The sequence below is a fragment of the Marinobacter pelagius genome (assembly GCF_003315345.1).
Lineage (GTDB): Bacteria > Pseudomonadota > Gammaproteobacteria > Pseudomonadales > Oleiphilaceae > Marinobacter > Marinobacter pelagius_A.
The window spans coordinates 65575-82595 of the sequence record NZ_QNRO01000020.1 but is presented as its reverse complement, the minus strand read 5'-3'; the positions used below and the strand labels follow the sequence as shown (position 1 = coordinate 82595).

14 protein-coding genes are annotated in these 17021 nt (G+C 58.8%); 10 read left to right on the top strand and 4 right to left on the bottom strand.

Annotation, left to right across the window (positions count from 1 at the left end; genetic code table 11):
- The first annotated feature begins 265 nt into the window (after positions 1–265).
- The 4 genes from putP to DET50_RS15515 all read left to right on the top strand — a co-directional run bounded on the left by putP (position 266) and on the right by DET50_RS15515 (position 5867).
- Positions 266–1756: a sodium/proline symporter PutP gene (gene putP, locus DET50_RS15530; protein ID WP_404932750.1), complete on the top strand. Its 1491-nt coding sequence runs from the start codon at positions 266–268 to the stop codon at positions 1754–1756.
- 187 nt (positions 1757–1943) lie between these two features.
- Positions 1944–2954: a TAXI family TRAP transporter solute-binding subunit gene (locus tag DET50_RS15525; RefSeq protein WP_113863663.1), complete on the top strand. Its 1011-nt coding sequence runs from the start codon at positions 1944–1946 to the stop codon at positions 2952–2954.
- Positions 2955–2956: 2 nt separating this feature from the next.
- Positions 2957–5107: a TRAP transporter permease gene (locus tag DET50_RS15520; protein ID WP_113863662.1), complete on the top strand. Its 2151-nt coding sequence runs from the start codon at positions 2957–2959 to the stop codon at positions 5105–5107.
- A gap of 13 nt (positions 5108–5120) precedes the next feature.
- Positions 5121–5867: a sulfite exporter TauE/SafE family protein gene (locus DET50_RS15515; RefSeq protein ID WP_113863661.1), complete on the top strand. Its 747-nt coding sequence runs from the start codon at positions 5121–5123 to the stop codon at positions 5865–5867.
- 81 nt (positions 5868–5948) lie between these two features.
- On the opposite strand, the gene acnB is transcribed toward DET50_RS15515, so the two are convergent.
- Positions 5949–8543, bottom strand: a complete 2595-nt coding sequence (acnB, locus tag DET50_RS15510) for a bifunctional aconitate hydratase 2/2-methylisocitrate dehydratase (protein WP_113863667.1) — start codon at positions 8541–8543, stop codon at positions 5949–5951.
- 258 nt (positions 8544–8801) lie between these two features.
- Here acnB and DET50_RS15505 point away from each other — a divergent pair, with 258 nt between their 5' ends.
- On the top strand, positions 8802–9407 hold the full coding sequence (locus DET50_RS15505) for a MiaE family protein (protein ID WP_113863660.1): 606 nt from the start codon (positions 8802–8804) through the stop codon (positions 9405–9407).
- A 104-nt stretch (positions 9408–9511) separates the two neighbouring features.
- On the opposite strand, the gene DET50_RS15500 is transcribed toward DET50_RS15505, so the two are convergent.
- The gene (locus DET50_RS15500) at positions 9512–10396 is read right to left on the bottom strand and encodes a LysR family transcriptional regulator (protein WP_113863659.1); all 885 of its coding nucleotides are present in this window, start codon (positions 10394–10396) and stop codon (positions 9512–9514) included.
- Positions 10397–10538: 142 nt separating this feature from the next.
- Here DET50_RS15500 and DET50_RS15495 point away from each other — a divergent pair, with 142 nt between their 5' ends.
- Positions 10539–11309, top strand: coding sequence for a ferredoxin--NADP reductase (locus tag DET50_RS15495; RefSeq protein WP_092000112.1), 771 nt, complete (start codon positions 10539–10541; stop codon positions 11307–11309).
- A gap of 44 nt (positions 11310–11353) precedes the next feature.
- Here DET50_RS15495 and DET50_RS15490 read toward each other — a convergent pair whose 3' ends face one another.
- Positions 11354–12232, bottom strand: a complete 879-nt coding sequence (locus tag DET50_RS15490) for an ion transporter (RefSeq protein WP_113863658.1) — start codon at positions 12230–12232, stop codon at positions 11354–11356.
- A gap of 355 nt (positions 12233–12587) precedes the next feature.
- Here DET50_RS15490 and DET50_RS15485 point away from each other — a divergent pair, with 355 nt between their 5' ends.
- The 4 genes from DET50_RS15485 to DET50_RS15470 are packed head-to-tail and all read left to right on the top strand — an operon-like array spanning position 12588 to position 16211.
- Positions 12588–13838, top strand: a complete 1251-nt coding sequence (locus tag DET50_RS15485) for an efflux RND transporter periplasmic adaptor subunit (protein ID WP_181799997.1) — start codon at positions 12588–12590, stop codon at positions 13836–13838.
- Complete coding sequence (locus tag DET50_RS15480) at positions 13835–14581, top strand: ABC transporter ATP-binding protein (protein WP_113863656.1); 747 nt, start codon at positions 13835–13837, stop codon at positions 14579–14581. The genes DET50_RS15485 and DET50_RS15480 overlap by 4 nt, the downstream gene beginning before the upstream one ends.
- On the top strand, positions 14578–15786 hold the full coding sequence (locus DET50_RS15475) for an ABC transporter permease (protein ID WP_113863655.1): 1209 nt from the start codon (positions 14578–14580) through the stop codon (positions 15784–15786). The genes DET50_RS15480 and DET50_RS15475 overlap by 4 nt, the downstream gene beginning before the upstream one ends.
- A 32-nt stretch (positions 15787–15818) precedes the next feature.
- Positions 15819–16211 (top strand): acyl-CoA thioesterase, encoded by a 393-nt coding sequence (locus DET50_RS15470; RefSeq protein WP_113863654.1) that lies wholly within the window; start codon positions 15819–15821, stop codon positions 16209–16211.
- Positions 16212–16263: 52 nt separating this feature from the next.
- Here the strand turns inward: DET50_RS15470 and DET50_RS15465 are convergent, their stop codons facing one another.
- Positions 16264–16827, bottom strand: coding sequence for an outer membrane beta-barrel protein (locus DET50_RS15465; protein WP_181799996.1), 564 nt, complete (start codon positions 16825–16827; stop codon positions 16264–16266).
- Positions 16828–17021: the final 194 nt, after the last annotated feature.

Sequence of the window (17021 nt, the reverse complement as noted above, 5' to 3'; positions counted from 1 at the left end):
GTAGGCTGAAGAGGATCAATCAGATAATCCGCTGAGAAAGATTTTCTTCTTTACATCTTTGGCATTTTATCAACCAGAAATTCCGGATACCCGAAAAGGTATAAGGATCAATAAGAACAGAAGACATGGATGTCTCACTGAATTCGGGCGGTGACGTGCCCGGATCAGGGTTGTCCCTCTCATCCTGGACCCAGGGTGCAGAAGGAGAGCCGTTGCAAGTCAACAACAAGCAACCCAAAAAGCGCACGGGGAGAAAACCGAAATGATAGGAAATAACGTAGGGGTCACGATAACTTTTATCGCCTACATCCTGCTGATGCTGGGCATCGGTTATGTGGCCTGGAAGCGTACTTCCAACCTCTCTGATTACATACTCGGCGGCCGTTCCCTCGGCCCGCTGCCTTCTGCACTGAGTGCTGGTGCCTCCGATATGAGTGGCTGGTTGCTGCTGGGTCTGCCTGGCTATGCCTACGCCGCCGGTTTCGAGGCCATCTGGATTGCCGTCGGCCTGCTGGTCGGTACCTGGCTGAACTGGCTGTTTGTTGCCAGCCGCCTGCGCACCTACTCGCTCGCTGCCGGTGACTCGCTCACGCTGCCGTCGTTCTTCGAGAACCGATTCAACGACACCAGCCGGATCCTCCGCGTTGTGTGTGCGTTCTTCATCCTGCTGTTCTTCCTGTTCTACACCAGCTCCGGTCTGGTTGCAGGCGGCAAGCTGTTTGAAACCGTGTTCGGCCTGGATTACACCGTTGCCGTTGTCGTCGGTACCATCGCGGTGGTTTCCTACACCTTCTTCGGTGGCTTCCTGGCGGTTTCCTGGACTGACGTGGTGCAGGGCCTGCTGATGTTCGCTGCTCTGTTGCTGGTGCCGATCATGGCCATCAATGTGGCCGGCGGCTGGGGCGAAACCATGGGCGCCATGGAAGCCAAGAATCCGGAACTGATGAGTGCCTTTAGTGGTACTGACGGTAAGCCCCTGGGTTTCCTGGCGATCCTGTCCCTGTTGGGTTGGGGTCTGGGTTACTTCGGTCAGCCGCACATCCTGGCCCGCTTCAAAGCCATCCGTAGCGAAGATGACGTACCTACTGCCCGCCGCATCGCCGTGATCTGGAGTGGCCTGGGTCTGGTGGGTGCGCTGCTGGTTGGTTTTGCAGCCATCGGCTACTTCGAAACCCCGCTGGAAGACGGCGAGCGTGCCTTCATGCTCCTGGTCGATGCCCTGTTCCATCCGGTGATTGCCGGTATCCTGCTGGCTGCCATCCTGGCCGCCATCATGAGTACTGCGGACTCCCAGCTGCTGGTTTCCTCCTCCGCCCTGGCCGAGGACTTCTACAAGGCGATTTTCCGCAAGGACGCGTCCCAGGCCGAGCTGGTGTGGGTAGGTCGCTTTGCCGTAGTCGGTATTGCGATCATCGCCTGTATCCTGGGCCTGAACCCGGACAGCAAGGTTCTGGAACTGGTGTCCTACGCCTGGGCAGGCTTCGGTGCCGCCTTCGGTCCGGCCCTGATCCTTTCCCTGTTCTGGCGTGAAATGACCAAGGCGGGTGCTATCGCCGGTATCATCGTTGGCGGTGTGACCGTTGTAGTCTGGGGCAACATGTCCGGTGGTATCCTGGATCTCTATGAGATTATCCCGGGCTTCATCTTCGCCACCATCGCCATCGTGGTCGTGTCCAAGATCGGCGACAAGCCGCATGCCGATATCCTGGCCGGCTTCGACAAGGCCATCAAGGCGCGGTACCACAACCTGCCGTAAGGCAGTGACTGTGGCCGGGAGATAATCCCGGATACAACAAGCCCCCGGCACCAGTGCCGGGGGCTTTTTTGTGCCGTAACAGAAAGTTATGTTTGCCTTGGGGGTGGAAACCGGATGATCTAACGACTATGTTGAGAAGGTTAAAGTCCACCTGACCAGTAAAAATAACCAAAAGGGGCAACGGTTTATGAACAAGCGAAACTTCCTGAAATCCGCCATGGGGCTGGCCGCAGCCGCAGCGGTTTCCTTTTCTCCGCTCACGGCTCACGCCGAGGGCAACTATGTTATGGGTACGGCCACGACCGGTGGAACCTATTATCCGGTAGGTGTCGCCATCTCCACGCTGATCAAGGTGAAGCTTGAGCCGAAGACTGGCATTTCCGTTTCTGCCATCAGCTCCGCCGGCTCCGGTGAGAACCTGAAACTCATGGACGAGGGCCAGATCCAGTTCGGTATTCTTCAGGGTCTCTACGGTGCCTATGCCTGGAACGGCACCGGCCCGGTTCCCAAGGCCTACAAGAACCTGCGTTCGGTCTCCATGCTGTGGCAGAACGTGGAGCACTTTGTGATTCGGAATGAGCTGGCGGAGACGGGTACCATTGAGGATATTACCAACCTGTACGGTGAGACCTTCTCCATCGGTGCTCGTAATTCCGGGACCGAAGGCTCGGGCCGTTTCATCCTTGGCAATCTGGGCGTAGAGCTGGAGAAGATGGATATGGCCTATCTGGGTTATGGTCCGAGTGCCGACGCCCTGCAGAATGGCAACATCGATGGCATGAACATCCCGGCGGGCGTGCCGGCCTCGGCGGTCACCCGTGCCTATGCCAACATGGGTGATGAAATTACCACCCTGAATTTCACCGAAGAACAGCTCGCCAAGGTTAACAGCGATTTTGAGCTCTGGAGCCCGTACAACATTCCCGCCGGGACCTATCCGAACCAGGAAGAGGACATCAATACCATCGCCCAGCCGAACATTCTGGCTGTGAGGGCCGATGTGTCGGAGGAAGATGTGTACGAGATCACCAAGACCATCTACGCCAACCTGCCGTTCCTGAACAACATCCACCCGGCAACCAAGGCCATGGCGCTGGAGAAGGCGATTGCCGGCTTGCCCATGCCGCTGCATCCGGGCGCGGCCCGTTTCTACCAGGAGCAGGGTCTGACCATTCCTGATCGACTGATCGCGAAATAACCGTGGCTGAAACGGAAAAGAACGGATCCCCCGAGGGGATCCGTGACGAAAGTGTCAGTGGGGCCAGCGAACGGCTCGATCACCGGCTTCTGGGGCCGGTGATTTTTGGCCTGGCGATTGTGACCTCACTGATCCACCTGTATTTCAATACCATCTCCACATTGTCCGAGCTCTGGACTTCGGCGCTGCACTTCGGGTTGTTCGGTCTGATCTGCACCCTGACCACGCCGATGTTGCGGGTCCGTTCCGCAACCGGGCAACGGCTGGTGCTCGGGATTGATGTTGTCCTCGGTCTGGCGGCGTTGGCGTGCGCGTTCTATCTGATCGCGTTCGAGACGGCCCTGTACGAGCGTGGCGTCAATTTCAACACCACGGACTGGCTGGTTTCCGTTACAGCGGTGGTGCTGGTTCTGGAGTTCGCGCGCCGGACGGTCGGCTGGTTCATTCCCGCACTCTGCATTGTCGCACTGACCTATGTCGCCTGGTGGGGGCAGTACGTTGACGGCATCTTCAATTTCCCGGGCCTGACCTGGGAAACGGTGTTGTTCCGCTCCTACATCGGCGGCCAGGGCATGCTCGGCTCCATTGCGCGCATCTCCTGGACCTACGTGTTCATGTTCATCCTGTTCGGGGCGTTCCTGGTGAAGTCCGGGGCAGGGGATTTCATTATCGAACTGGCCCGTTGTGCCGCCGGGCGGTTTGTCGGCGGGCCGGGGTTTGTCGCGGTGTTCTCGTCCGGCCTGATGGGCTCGGTGTCCGGTTCCAGCGTGGCCAATACGGTTTCCACCGGGGTTATTACCATCCCTCTGATGCGCAAGGCCGGCTTTCCGGCCCGGTTTGCGGCAGGAGTCGAGGCAGCTGCCTCCACCGGTGGGCAACTGATGCCACCGGTCATGGGGGCTGGCGCATTCATCATGGCCTCTTATACCCAGGTGTCCTACCTGACGATTATTGGCGTGGCGGCGTTGCCGGCGTTGTTGTACTTCCTGTCAGTTGCCATGTTCGTGCGTATCGAGGCCAAGCGTAGCCATGCGGTCAAGCTCGAGGACGATCAGGCACCGCGACTGGCCGAGGTGCTCAAGGACGGCTGGCACTTCCTGCTTCCACTGGTGGTTCTGGTGGCGGCGCTTATCTATGGCTTTACCCCGACTTACGCGGCTGGTATCGCTATCCTGTCAGTAATCGTGGCTTCGTGGTTGTCGAAGCACCCCATGGGCTTCCGGGATATTCTCGATGCCCTGGCCATGGGCACGCGGAACATCATGACCACCGCCATCCTGCTGATTACCGTCGGACTGATCGTGATGGTGGTCTCCACCACCGGTATCGGCAATACCTTCTCGCTGATGATTACCAACTGGGCCGGTGGCAGCCTGCTGGTGACCATTGTCCTGGTGGCCCTGGCCTCGCTGATCCTGGGTATGGGGTTGCCGGTGACAGCCGCCTATATTGTCCTGGCGACTTTGTCGGCTCCGGCGATCTACCAGCTGATTGCCCAGAGCCAGTTGCTGGAAATGGTGATGGCCGGCAACCTGCCCGAGCAGGCCAAGGCTATTTTCATGCTGGCGGCACCGGACAAGATGGAACTGCTTAATGCGCCAATGGATCGCGCGACCGCCATGGAATTGCTGGCAGTGGTACCGGACACCTTCAGCAGCCAGTTGCTGGAACAGGCGCTGTCACCGGCGACCCTGTCCATGGCTCTGGTGGCGGCACACATGATCATTTTCTGGCTGTCCCAGGATTCCAACGTCACCCCGCCGGTTTGCCTGACTGCCTTTGCCGCCGCAGCCATTGCCGGCACACCGCAGATGCGCACCGGGTTTACCGCCTGGAAGCTGGCCAAGGGCCTGTATATCGTGCCGTTGCTGTTTGCCTATTCGCCGCTGATTACCGGCGACTTCACCGAGATGATCCGGGTGTTCTGTTTCGCGCTGTTTGGCATCTACGCCATCATTGCGGGCCTGGAGGGGTATCTGGAGCATCCGCTGAACCCGGTAGTGCGGCTGGTGATGTTCCCGATCGGCGCGTTGATGCTATGGCCCCATGGTCAGGTGATGCTGGATGCCGCCGGCCTGGTAATTTTCGTACTGGTGTTTGTCTGGAGCAGCCGCCAGGGCCGGGGAATCGTGCCGGCCACGGCAAAAGCATGACGGAGCTGCGTCCATGACCATTTCGGAAGTGCTGGCTCTTCTGGCCATCGGAGGCATCGCCGGGTTTATCAATGTGCTGTCGGCCGGCGGTTCCATGCTGACCCTGCCGTTGCTGATGTTCCTGGGGCTTCCACCCCAGGTGGCCAATGGCACGAACCGGGTGGCAATAACCCTCCAGAGCATCACTGCGGTCAGCGGTTTCCGCCGTATGGGGCACGGTAACCTGAGGGTCAGCCTTTACCTCGCGGTACCTGCCGTCATTGGTTCCCTGTTCGGGGCCTGGATCGCCACCTGGGTCCCGGATGCCGTTTTCGAGCTGGTGCTCATCCTTGCCATGATCGGCGTATCGGTGTTCATGCTGTTGCCGCAGCCAAAACTGGATACCCGGCCACTCACCACGGACCGGCTCGGGCCGGTCATCTACCTGGCGATGTTTCTGATCGGTCTCTATGGCGGGTTTATCCAGGTCGGGGTCGGGGCACTGTTCCTGGTGGTGCTGTACCGGATCCTGAAAATCGACCTGCCCCAGGTGAATGTGTTCAAGGTGTCGATCATCCTGCTCTATACCCTGCCGGCATTGCTGATTTTCGCACTCAACGATCAGGTGCGGTGGGGGATGGGTCTGACACTGGCATTGGGGAACATCGTGGGAGCCTTCCTGGCGGTCAAGGTCAATCTGAGCAGCCGGGGCGCTCAATGGGTGAAATGGCTGACGCTGGTCATGGTGGCGGCGATCCTGGTACGACTGATCCTTTACTGATGCCAGGGAGCGGGGAAGGGAGCATAAAAAAACGCCAGCCCGAGAGCTGGCGTTTTTGCTGGAGGTTACTCCAAAAGCGACTTAGGCAACGCTGGCCTCGGACGCCTTCTTGGTGTACTCCTCCATCTGGTCGAAGTTGAGATAACGGTAGATCTCTTTCGACATGCTGTTCAGGTCCTTGGCGTACTCCATGTACTCCTGCGGAGTCGGGAGTTTGCCCAGTACCGCGCCCACAGCTGCCAGTTCCGCGGAGGTCAGGTACACGTTGGCACCATCACCCAGGCGGTTCGGGAAGTTACGGGTGGAGGTGGACAGAACGGTCGACTTCGGAGCCACACGTGCCTGGTTACCCATGCACAGGGAGCAGCCCGGCATTTCGGTGCGAACACCGGCGGTGCCGTAGGTGTTGAAGTAACCTTCTTCCATCAGCTGCTGCTGGTCCATCTTGGTGGGCGGAGACATCCACAGACGGGTGCTCAGGGCGCCCTTGTGCTGCTCCAGCAGCTTACCAGCGGCCCGGAAGTGACCGATGTTGGTCATGCAGGAACCGATGAATACTTCGTCCACCTTGTCGCCAGCGACTTCGGACAGGAACTTGGCGTCGTCCGGGTCGTTCGGGCAGCAAACAATCGGCTCTTTGATGTCGGCCAGATCGATCTCGATCACGTGGGCGTATTCCGCGTCCTTGTCGGCACGCATCAGCTTCGGATCGTTCAGCCACTCTTCCATCTGCTGGGCGCGACGCTCCAGGGTACGCGGATCACCATAACCTTCGGCAATCATCCAGCGCAGCATGGTGATGTTGGAGCGCAGGTACTCGGCCACGGACTCTTCAGACAGGTTGATGGTACAACCGGCCGCGGAGCGCTCGGCAGAGGCGTCAGACAGTTCGAATGCCTGCTCGACGGTCAGGTGTTCCAGACCTTCGATTTCCAGGATGCGACCGGAGAATTCGTTGATCTTGCCCTTCTTCTCGACGGTCAGCATGCCCTGCTTGATGCCGTACAGCGGGATCGCGTGTACCAGGTCACGCAGGGTGATACCCGGCTGCATCTCGCCCTTGAAGCGAACCAGAACAGATTCCGGCATGTCCAGCGGCATAACACCGGTGGCAGCAGCGAAGGCTACCAGACCGGAACCGGCCGGGAAGGAGATGCCCATCGGGAAGCGGGTGTGGGAGTCACCACCGGTACCGACGGTGTCCGGCAGCAGCATGCGGTTCAGCCAGGAGTGGATGATACCGTCGCCCGGACGCAGGGAAACACCGCCACGGGTACGGATGAAGTCCGGCATGGTGTGCTGCATTTCAACGTCAACCGGCTTCGGATACGCAGCGGTGTGACAGAAGGACTGCATGACCAGATCGGCCTGGAAGCCCAGACACGCCAGGTCTTTCAGCTCGTCACGGGTCATCGGGCCAGTGGTGTCCTGGGAGCCGACGGTGGTCATGTGCGGCTCGCAGTAGGTGTTCGGACGAACGCCTTTGCCTTCTTCGAGGCCACAGGCCTTGCCGACCATCTTCTGTGCCAGGGTGAAGCCTTTGGTGCCGGCTTCCGGATCCTTCGGCAGACGGAAGATGTCAGTGGCGCCCATGCCCAGGGCCTGGCGAGCCTTGTTGGTCAGGCCACGACCGATGATCAGCGGGATACGGCCGCCGGCCTGCACTTCGTCCAGGATCACGTCGGACTTGAACTTGAACTCGGAGATGGTCTCGCCGGCTTCGTTCAGGATCTTGCCTTCGTACGGGCGGATCTCGATCACGTCGCCCATGTTCATGTCGTCGACCGGGGCTTCGAAGACCAGGGCGCCGGCATCTTCCATGGTGTTGAAGAAGATCGGGGCAACCTTGTTACCAATGCAGACACCGCCGGCACGCTTGTTCGGCACACCCGGGATGTCTTCACCGAAGAACCACAGAACAGAGTTGGTGGCAGACTTACGGGAAGAACCGGTACCGACCACGTCACCTACGAAGGCAACTGGCAGGCCCTTGGATTTGATTTCGTCGATCTGGCTCATCGGGCCAGTTACGCCGGGCTCTTCCGGCTTCAGGCCGTCGCGTTCCATCTTGTAGGCAGCGCGGGCGTGGAGCGGGATGTCCGGGCGGGACCAGGCATCCGGAGCCGGGGACAGGTCGTCGGTGTTGGTTTCGCCGGTAACCTTGAACACCACCATCTTGGTACTCTCGGGAACCTTCTTCTTGTTGGTGAACCACTCGGCGTTGGCCCAGGACTCAACAACAGACTTGGCGACGGCGTTGCCGGCGTCCATCTTTTCCTTCACGTCGTTGAAGGCGTCGAACATCAGCAGGGTTTTCTTCAGCTGCTCACCAGCCAGTTCGGCCAGTTCACTGTCGTCCAGCAGTCCAACCAGAGTCTCGATGTTGTAACCACCCTGCATCATGCCCAGCAGTTTTACAGCGTATTCCTTGCTGATCAGCGGGGAGGTAGCTTCGCCTTTGGCGATGGCGGACAGGAAGGCGGCCTTGACGTAGGCAGCTTCGTCCACGCCCGGCGGAATGCGGTTTTCCAGCAGGTATACCAGGGTTTCCTCTTCACCCGCCGGCGGGTTCTTCAGCAGCTCAACCAGGGCTGCGGTCTGCTCGGCGTTCAGGGGCTTGGGGGGGATACCCAGGGCTTCACGTTCGGCAACGTGTTCACGATAGGCTTCTAACACGATATGGACCCTCATCAGTTGGAATGTCCCGCGGTAGGCATCATGCCTGGCGGGAGTTTTATGGCGAAAAGGCCACGGGAGCCTCTGAATAATGCCTGAAATCTTGGGTCGGGGTATTCAGGGTTTATTCAGAGACTCCCTAAACTGGCGCTGCATTCTATAGGAAACCCCTTACAAAGTTAAGTTGGACAGAGGTCGGAGAAGTCTGCTAGGTGCGTTATACTCCGGCCTCCCCAATTTTCAGCCCCAAAATCCGATATGACTGACGCCCTGCAAGAGATTCACGATTTCCTCCCGTGCCGCACCCCCCAGAAGTGGATCGACAACGCTCTGGCCAACCAGGACCTGCTGCTGATCGATCATGCCCATTGCGAGAAAAAAGCGGCTTCAACGGCGCTGAGCCTGATGTACCGTTATGTGGACAACAGCGACCTGCTGAACAAGATGTCCCGGCTGGCGCGGGAAGAGTTACGCCATTTCGAACAGGTGCTGGCGATCATGAACAAGCGCGGCGTGGACTATGGCCACCTCTCGCCTGCACGGTATGCCGCCGGGCTTCGGCAGGCCGTGCGCACTGAGGATCCTGAGCGGCTGGTGGATGTGCTGATTGTCGGTGCGATTATCGAGGCCCGCTCCTGCGAGCGTTTTGCCGCACTGGCGCCGTTCCTGGATGACAAGCTGGCGGATTTTTATAACGGCCTGTTGAAGTCCGAAGCGCGGCATTACCAGGATTACCTGAAGCTGGCGGTGCAGGCCAATGGCGGGCCCGTGGATGAGCGGCTGGGGGAGTTTCTGGCGATCGAGAAGGAGTTGATCGAGGCGCCGGACAGTGAATTTCGCTTCCATAGTGGGCCGGTGGGCTAGGGGGTTCAACCCAAGGAGGGGTCAGAAGAAGGCTTTCTTCAGACCCCGAGTTCGGCCCCAAATTGGGGTCTGATGAAAGCTTTCATCTGACCCCGTCTTTATCTTCACTCCAACCCCCGACAAAGCTCCATCCACGCATCAATCCCCGCACTCCGGTACTTCTGCTTGTGCAGGATGAAGTAAAATTGCCGGTCAAACCGCCGGTGCTCCGGCACTTCCAGCGGCACCAGACTGCCACGGCGGAAGGCATCGACCAGGACCACCTGTGACAGGCAACCGATGCCCAGGTCCGCTTCCACCGCCCGCTTGATCGCTTCGGTGTGCTCCAGTTCCAGCAACACATTCAGATCCGGCAGCAGGCCGTGCATGCCGCGTTCGAAGCTCTGGCGGGTGCCGGAGCCCTGTTCGCGCATGATCCAGGTGGCTTCCCGCAGATCGTCGTCGGTCAGTTTGCCCTTGCTGGCCAATGGGTGGGTAGGGGAGCAGAACACCACCAGCTCGTCTTCCCGCCAGGGGATCATCTCCAGCTCGGAGGACTGCAGTTCCCCTTCGATCAGACCGATATCCAGCTCGAAATCCTTCACCCGCCGGGCAATGGTGCTGGTGTTGGCCACCTCCAGGGAGACCCGAGGCCGGGTAGGGGTATTCATGTATTGGGCCATGACGCCGACGGCCAGATAGTTACCGATAGTCAATGTGGCGCCGACCTTGAGGGCGCCTACTTCTGAATGTTTACTGAAGGCCTGTTCCAGTTCCCCGGCCTGGGCAAGCACCGATTCCACCTTGGGCCGGTACAGGCGCCCGAGTTCGTTGAGTTGAAGGCGTTTGCCAACCCGGTCAAAGAGCTGAATATCGAACTGGCTTTCCAGCTCCTTCAGGGCGCTGCTGGCCGCGGATTGGGACATGGCGAGGGAATCGGCGGCCCGGGTGATGTTCTGGAAGTGGGCAGCGGCGAGGAAGACCTCAAGCTGACGGAAACTGAATTTCATAAGGAAGCGCCATAAATCGATTTTGTCGAATAAGGTTATGGGTATATCCCATTTCATCGATAGGTTAAACGTGGGTTAAACTTCAGGCAATTGATATTCAGACGATTCACGCTTTTTGCTTGAGCGCAGGTACGAGGTTTACATGAGCAACCTGATGAAAGAAACGGTCACCAGCGTCCACCACTGGAACGACACCCTGTTCAGCTTCAAGACCAGTCGCGATCCGGGCTTCCGGTTCAAGAACGGTCATTTCGTGATGATTGGCCTCGAGACCGACGGCAAGCCGCTGATGCGCGCCTACAGTATCGCCAGCGCCAATTACGAGGAAGAGCTGGAGTTCTTCTCCATCAAGGTACCGGACGGCCCGCTGACCTCGCGCCTGCAACAGATCAAGCCGGGCGACGAGATCCTGCTCAGCAAGAAGCCGACCGGAACGCTTGTGCTGGACAACCTGCTGCCGGGCAAGAACCTGTGGCTGATCAGCACAGGTACCGGCCTGGCGCCGTTCATGAGCATCATCAAGGATCCGGAAGTCTACGAGGCCTTTGATAAGGTGATCCTGACCCACGGTGTGCGCTATATCTCCGAGCTGGCCTATCAGAAGGAGATTGAGGAGCTGCCGGAGAACGAATTCTTTGGAGAGATGGTCAAGGGCAATTTGTTGTACTACCCGACCGTCACCCGCGAGCCGTTCCGTAACGAGGGTCGCCTGACTGACGCTATGGAATCCGGCAAGATCACGCGGGATCTGGGACTTCCGGATTTCAATCCTGACACCGACCGTTTCATGATCTGCGGCAGCCCGAGCATGCTCAAGGACACCTGTGCGATCCTGGATAAAATGGGATTCCGTGAGGCCCGGGGCGGCGACATGGGCCATTATGTAATCGAGCGAGCGTTTGTGGAGCAGTAATAAGCTCCCGGTTCAGCAAACTCGCCCACGAAAGCCCCGGGGTCTCAGGCCTCGGGGCTTTTTCTTCTGTTGCGCGGATCAATGGTGTCTTCATCGAGCCAGGTTCCGCAGAATTTGCAGTACCGGGCATCTCTTTCATGATGATCCCTGCCACAGCCGGGGCAGGCCTCATGGGAGTAGCGCTCCTCACGCAGGGCCCGGATCACCTCGGCGGAGAAGATCCCCACTGGCAGGGCAATGATCGAATAACCGGACAGCATTATTGCCACCGATATGAATTGTCCGAGAGGGGTAACAGGCGTTATGTCGCCATAACCGACGGTGGTCAGCGTGACAATGCCCCAGTAGATAGCGGTTGGAATGCTGGTGAATCCGGCCTCCGCCGGTTCGATCAGATAAAGAAGGGACGAGAAAATCGTTACAAGGAGCAGAACACTGAACAGGAACAGCAGGATCTGATGCCTGCTTCGGATCATCGCGTCCAGCAGGAGCCGTTTTTCCCCCTCCAGAACCATCATGTCCAGAACCCGGAACAACCTGAGCGCACGCAGCAGTCGGACGACAATCAGCGTCTGGGAGCCCGGTATGATCAGGGTTAGCCACGACGGCATGATCGCCAGCACGTCGATAACGCCATAGAAACTTTTCAGGTAGAGCCAGGGCTTTTGGAGGCAATAGATCCTGAGCGCGAGTTCGATCGTGAAAGCAATGGTGATGGCCCATTCTATATAGAAAAACAGGTCACCGAAGCGTTGATGGTAGCTTTCAATGCTGTCGAGCATGATGATGCCAACACTGAGGAAGATCAGAATGACCAGTGCGATATCGAAAGCCCGGGCCGCACGACTGTCGGACTCAAAAAGCAACTTGAAAAGCCGTGTACGAAAACCGATTTCGGCGGGTTCAAGATTGGGGGGTGGCATCTCTTGAAGACTCCCTTTCATTGGCAGATGTTGTAACTTGTCTAAACTCTAGAGAGCAGTGTGTTTCCCCGTCAATATTCTTTCGCCCCCAGAGAGTCCTTCATGAGGGGAGTTTCAATGACACGCGCCGCTGCTGTCCGGCTTTTTGCCAACTCTGCCGTACTGGAAATCAGCTCTTCGTGGCCATGCTTGCCGGATCTGGACATTGGCGACCTCGGGGATATCAAACACGTTCCTTCTTCCTGTCAGCAATTCTGATTCTCCTGGTTTTTCATTGGCCCTGCAGCGGAGCCTTGTTGCATATTGATATTCTGATGTCCGTGGTAAATGTATGCCGGTTTGGAAGGAGAATCTGATGCAACAGGGAAACGAGACGTCCCGGCAGGAGATGGCGGACGAGGTCAATCGGGTTATCCGCTCGGAGCGCAAGCGGGGGAGGGCCGGGCGGCTGATATGGCTGCTGGTGCTCGCAGCACTGTTGGCGTTTGTTGCCTGGTGGCTATGGCCGGATGATGGTGAAGTGCAGTGGCAGACCCATGTCCTGGACCGGGGCGACATGGTGCTGACGGCAACGGCTACTGGCAGCCTTGAACCCAAGAGCGAGGTTACGGTGGGGGCTGAGATATCGGGTCTGATCACCCGCGTTCTGGTGGACGAGAATGACCAGGTGACCGAAGGCGAGGTACTGGCTCTGTTCGATACTGATGAGCTGGAAGTGGCGCTTGAACAGGCCGAAGCCCAGCTTGCCCTGTCACGGGCTTCGGTGGCAGAGGCCGGGGCGACGCTGCAGGAAGCGCAGGTGGATGAGCGCAGGATCAGTGCGTTGCGTGAGCGGGGCACTACGGCCCAGGCAGAACTGGATGCTGCCATGGCCGCCCGCAAGCGGGCTGAAGCCAAACTGGCCTATGCCCGTGCCTCGGTGAGGCAGGCGGAGGCCTCGGTTCTTCAGGCCCGGACCCGGCTGGAAAAAGCGGTGATTACCTCGCCAATCAATGGTGTGGTTCTGCAGCGAAGCATCGAACCCGGCAATACCGTGGCTGCCAGCTTCCAGACCCCGGTGTTGTTCCTGCTGGCAGAGGATCTGAATGCCATGGAGCTGCATGTATCCATGGACGAGGCGGATGTCGGGCTGGTGGAGGCCGGGCAGTCGGCAACCTTTACCGTGGATGCGTGGTCCGGCCGGGAGTTTTCTGCCGAAGTACTCAAGGTTCACCTTTACCCGGCTGTCGAGAACAACGTGGTTACCTACACCACCGTGCTTTCCGTGGACAACAGCGACGGTTTGCTCAAGCCGGGCATGACGGCCACCGCGACCATCGAAACCGGCCGGCGAGAGGACGTCCTGAGGATTCCGAATATGGCGTTCCGTTTTACCCCGCCGGCGACGGATAGCCGCGGTGGCGGGCTTTTCAGTCATCCCGGAGCGCGCGCCGGCGGAAACCGGGTCGGACCCTCCAACACGGTATGGGTGCTGCGTGATGGGGAACCTTCCCGAGTGGTGGTGCAAACGGGAGCCTCCGATGGCCGATACACGGAACTGCCCGGTGACGAGCTGGCAGAGGGCGATGCGGTGATTACCGGCATGCAGGTGGCGGAGCAACCATGACTGAAGGGAGTAATGTCGGTAGGTCGGCCACATCGCGGCCCCCGCCGTACGTGGTCGAGATGCGCGACATCTACAAGATCTATGGCAGCGGTGCGACGGAGGTTCGTGCCCTGGATGGTGTCAGCCTGAGTATCCGTTCAGGCGAGTTCGTCGCCATCATGGGGCCTTCGGGCTCCGGCAAGTCCACCTGCATGAACATTCTGGGTTGCCTGGATGTGCCCACCTCCGGGGAATACCGGTTCCGGGGTGTTGAGGTCGGTGGCCTCGACCGGGATGAGCTGGCCCTGCTGCGTCGTAATTTCATGGGCTTCGTGTTCCAGAGCTTCAACCTGCTGCCTCGCACCAGTGCCCTGAGTAACGTTGAACTGCCGCTGATTTACGAGGGAGTCCGGCCAGCCCGGCGTCATGAGCTGGCCATGCAAGCCCTTGCCACCGTTGGCCTGGCCGATCGGGCCCATTCGATCTCTGCCCAGCTTTCCGGGGGTCAGCAACAGAGGGTGGCGATTGCCCGTGCCCTGGTGACCGAACCACCGGTTTTGCTGGCGGATGAGCCCACGGGCAACCTGGACACTGTCATGGCCGAGGAGATCATGAAGGAGCTTGTATCCATCCGCGAACAGAAGGGCATCACCATTCTGATGGTGACCCATGAGCCGGATATCGCTCGGTATGCGGATCGCGTGCTGTTTTTCACCGATGGCAAGCTGATCCGGGACGGCTCGCCAGCGGAGGTAATCCCATGAGAGCCCTGGATACCCTGGGCATGTCGGTGCAGGCCATTGCCCGCAACAAACTGCGTTCGTTTCTCACCACCCTGGGTATCATCATTGGAGTGGCCAGTGTGGTGGCCATGGTGCATCTGGGGCAGTCTGCGACCCGCAGCGTGACCGAGCAGATTGCCAGCATCGGCTCCAACCTGTTGTTTGTCATGCCGGGGACCGCTCAACGGGGCCCCGGCGGCCTGCGTACTACTGCAGAAAACTTTGAACTGGCCGATGTCGAAGCCATCCGCAACGAGGTGGACGGAATCCTGGTAGCCCCCGCGCTGACCACCAGCGCCACGATGGTTGTCGGTAATGCCAACGATACCGTACCGGTGATCGGTACCACCAACGAGTACTTCTCCGTGCGGAACCATTACCTGGATTACGGCCGCGAGTTTGAGGGCGGCGAACTGTCTTCAGGAGCGGCGGTGTGCATTATCGGCAAGACCCTGATTGAGGAGATGTTCCTCGGGCAGGAAGCACTGGGAGCGAACATCCGGGTCGGGAGAACGGCTTGCAGGGTCATTGGTGTGCTGGAAGAAAAAGGCGAGTCCATGGGCCAGGACCGTGACAAGACCATTCTCATGCCGGTCAAGGCTGTTCAGCGCCGGCTGGTGGGTGAGCTGGATGTCAGCGCAATCTACGTGTCCGCGTTGGTCGACGGCACCACAGGACTGGTGCAGGACCAGATAGAGTCCCTGTTGCGCCAGCGCCGGAATCCGGTCAACGGTGGCGCTAATGATTTCTATGTGCGGGATACCCAGGACATCGCTCAGGCCCTGGAAAGTACCACCAATACCCTGACCATCCTGCTGGGCGCCATTGCGGCTGTCAGTCTGCTGGTGGGCGGTATCGGTATCATGAACATCATGCTGGTGTCGGTCACCGAACGTACCCGGGAAATCGGAATAAGGCTGGCCATCGGGGCCCGGGCCCGGGATGTGCTCACCCAGTTCCTGGTGGAATCCATTGCTCTGTCCACGCTCGGCGGCCTCATCGGTCTTGTTATCGGCGTGGGTGGTACCTGGTTGGTCACCTCGCAGCTGAACATGCCTTTCGTGATCTCGCCGACCGTGATGGCCGTGGGTTTTTCCTTTTCCGTGGCGATCGGCGTCATCTTCGGGTATTTTCCTGCGCGTAAAGCCGCCTTGCTCAACCCCATCGATGCGCTGCGGCACGAATAACCCGCACAGAGACATAAAGACAGGAAACGAGGATGTTCACAATCGAGATTGAGCCCAGGTTCAGCGATACCGACGCCCTGGGCCATATCAGCAACACGTCATTGCCGGTCTGGTTCGAGCAGGGCCGTACACCGATCTTCCGGATCTTCCACCCAACGCTGGAAGTGAAAACCTGGCCTCTGATCCTGGCCCGCCTGGAAATTGATCTGCTGGCGCAGAGCTACTGGCACATGCCCGTGGAGATTCGCACCGGTGTCGGTGAGATTGGCAACAGCTCGTTTCGGGTGATCCAGGAAGCCTGGCAGGACGGGAAGAAGATTGCTCGCGGTGTCTCAGTGCTGATTCATTTCGACTATGAGCATGAGAAGTCGGTTCCGATTCCGGACGAAATCAAGGCGAAGCTGGCCGAGCACGTTATGGAATGACGGGGTATTCAGGGCCCTGTCTGAAGCAGGGCCCGACGGTTCCGGAGACTGATCAGAACCGGTAGGTGGCACCGATGCTCAGGACATCAATGTCGTAGGTGTCGAAGCGGCCGACGATGGCCAGGTTGTTTTGCAGGTTGTAGCGGGCACCAATGCCCACGCCGAGTTCGATGCTTGAATCGCTGGCGGAGCCGAATGCAGTGTCAACTTCAGCATCCACGTAAACCAGACCGGCCCTGCCCAGCAGTTCCAGCCCCTTGACCTGTTGATCCAGGCTCAAAGTGTAGGTGGCGTAGCCACCGAGGCCGAAGTAGCTGGCTTCGAGTGTTTGTCCAAAATAGCTGGTTTCGGCATCCGCAGCCGTCAACGTCAGCTCTGCTTCCGCGCCGAGGCCTGGGAGGATCTGGTCCAAGGCAGTGCCGAAGGTGCCTGCAACCACAATTGCATCATCACTCAGACCCATATCGGCAAAGCCCAGGCGCGCTTCGGCATAACCGTTTGCAACCAGATCGTTGGTGGTCAGGCCGTTGGAACCGGAGGTGCCGTGGTTGTCTGCGTGGGCAACGCCGGAAGCCAGGGCAGCGCATAGAGCCGAGCAAATCAATGCGTTCTTCATACTACATCCTTTAATTTTGATTTTTGACGTCCGGACCGGGCGGGACCGGTGCCGGAGCGCAGACTTTATATAAGCAAACGACATAAATCGGTAATACATTCGTAACATTTTGAAATGGCTCACAGAAATGACGCTCGCTAACTGACGCGGGAACCCCGGGAATCTGAAGGAATGTTAAGCGGGTGGTCATTACC

Coding starts and splice junctions, on each gene's coding strand:
- DET50_RS15500 (WP_113863659.1), bottom strand. CDS start 10,396: ATGAAATTCAGTTTCCGTCAGCTTGAGGTCTTCCTCGCCGCTGCCCAC.
- DET50_RS15490 (WP_113863658.1), bottom strand. CDS start 12,232: ATGCCACCCCCCAATCTTGAACCCGCCGAAATCGGTTTTCGTACACGG.
- DET50_RS15475 (WP_113863655.1), top strand. CDS start 14,578: ATGAGAGCCCTGGATACCCTGGGCATGTCGGTGCAGGCCATTGCCCGC.
- DET50_RS15515 (WP_113863661.1), top strand. CDS start 5,121: ATGACCATTTCGGAAGTGCTGGCTCTTCTGGCCATCGGAGGCATCGCC.
- DET50_RS15465 (WP_181799996.1), bottom strand. CDS start 16,827: ATGAAGAACGCATTGATTTGCTCGGCTCTATGCGCTGCCCTGGCTTCC.
- DET50_RS15495 (WP_092000112.1), top strand. CDS start 10,539: ATGAGCAACCTGATGAAAGAAACGGTCACCAGCGTCCACCACTGGAAC.
- DET50_RS15480 (WP_113863656.1), top strand. CDS start 13,835: ATGACTGAAGGGAGTAATGTCGGTAGGTCGGCCACATCGCGGCCCCCG.
- DET50_RS15525 (WP_113863663.1), top strand. CDS start 1,944: ATGAACAAGCGAAACTTCCTGAAATCCGCCATGGGGCTGGCCGCAGCC.
- DET50_RS15505 (WP_113863660.1), top strand. CDS start 8,802: ATGACTGACGCCCTGCAAGAGATTCACGATTTCCTCCCGTGCCGCACC.
- DET50_RS15485 (WP_181799997.1), top strand. CDS start 12,588: ATGCAACAGGGAAACGAGACGTCCCGGCAGGAGATGGCGGACGAGGTC.
- DET50_RS15470 (WP_113863654.1), top strand. CDS start 15,819: ATGTTCACAATCGAGATTGAGCCCAGGTTCAGCGATACCGACGCCCTG.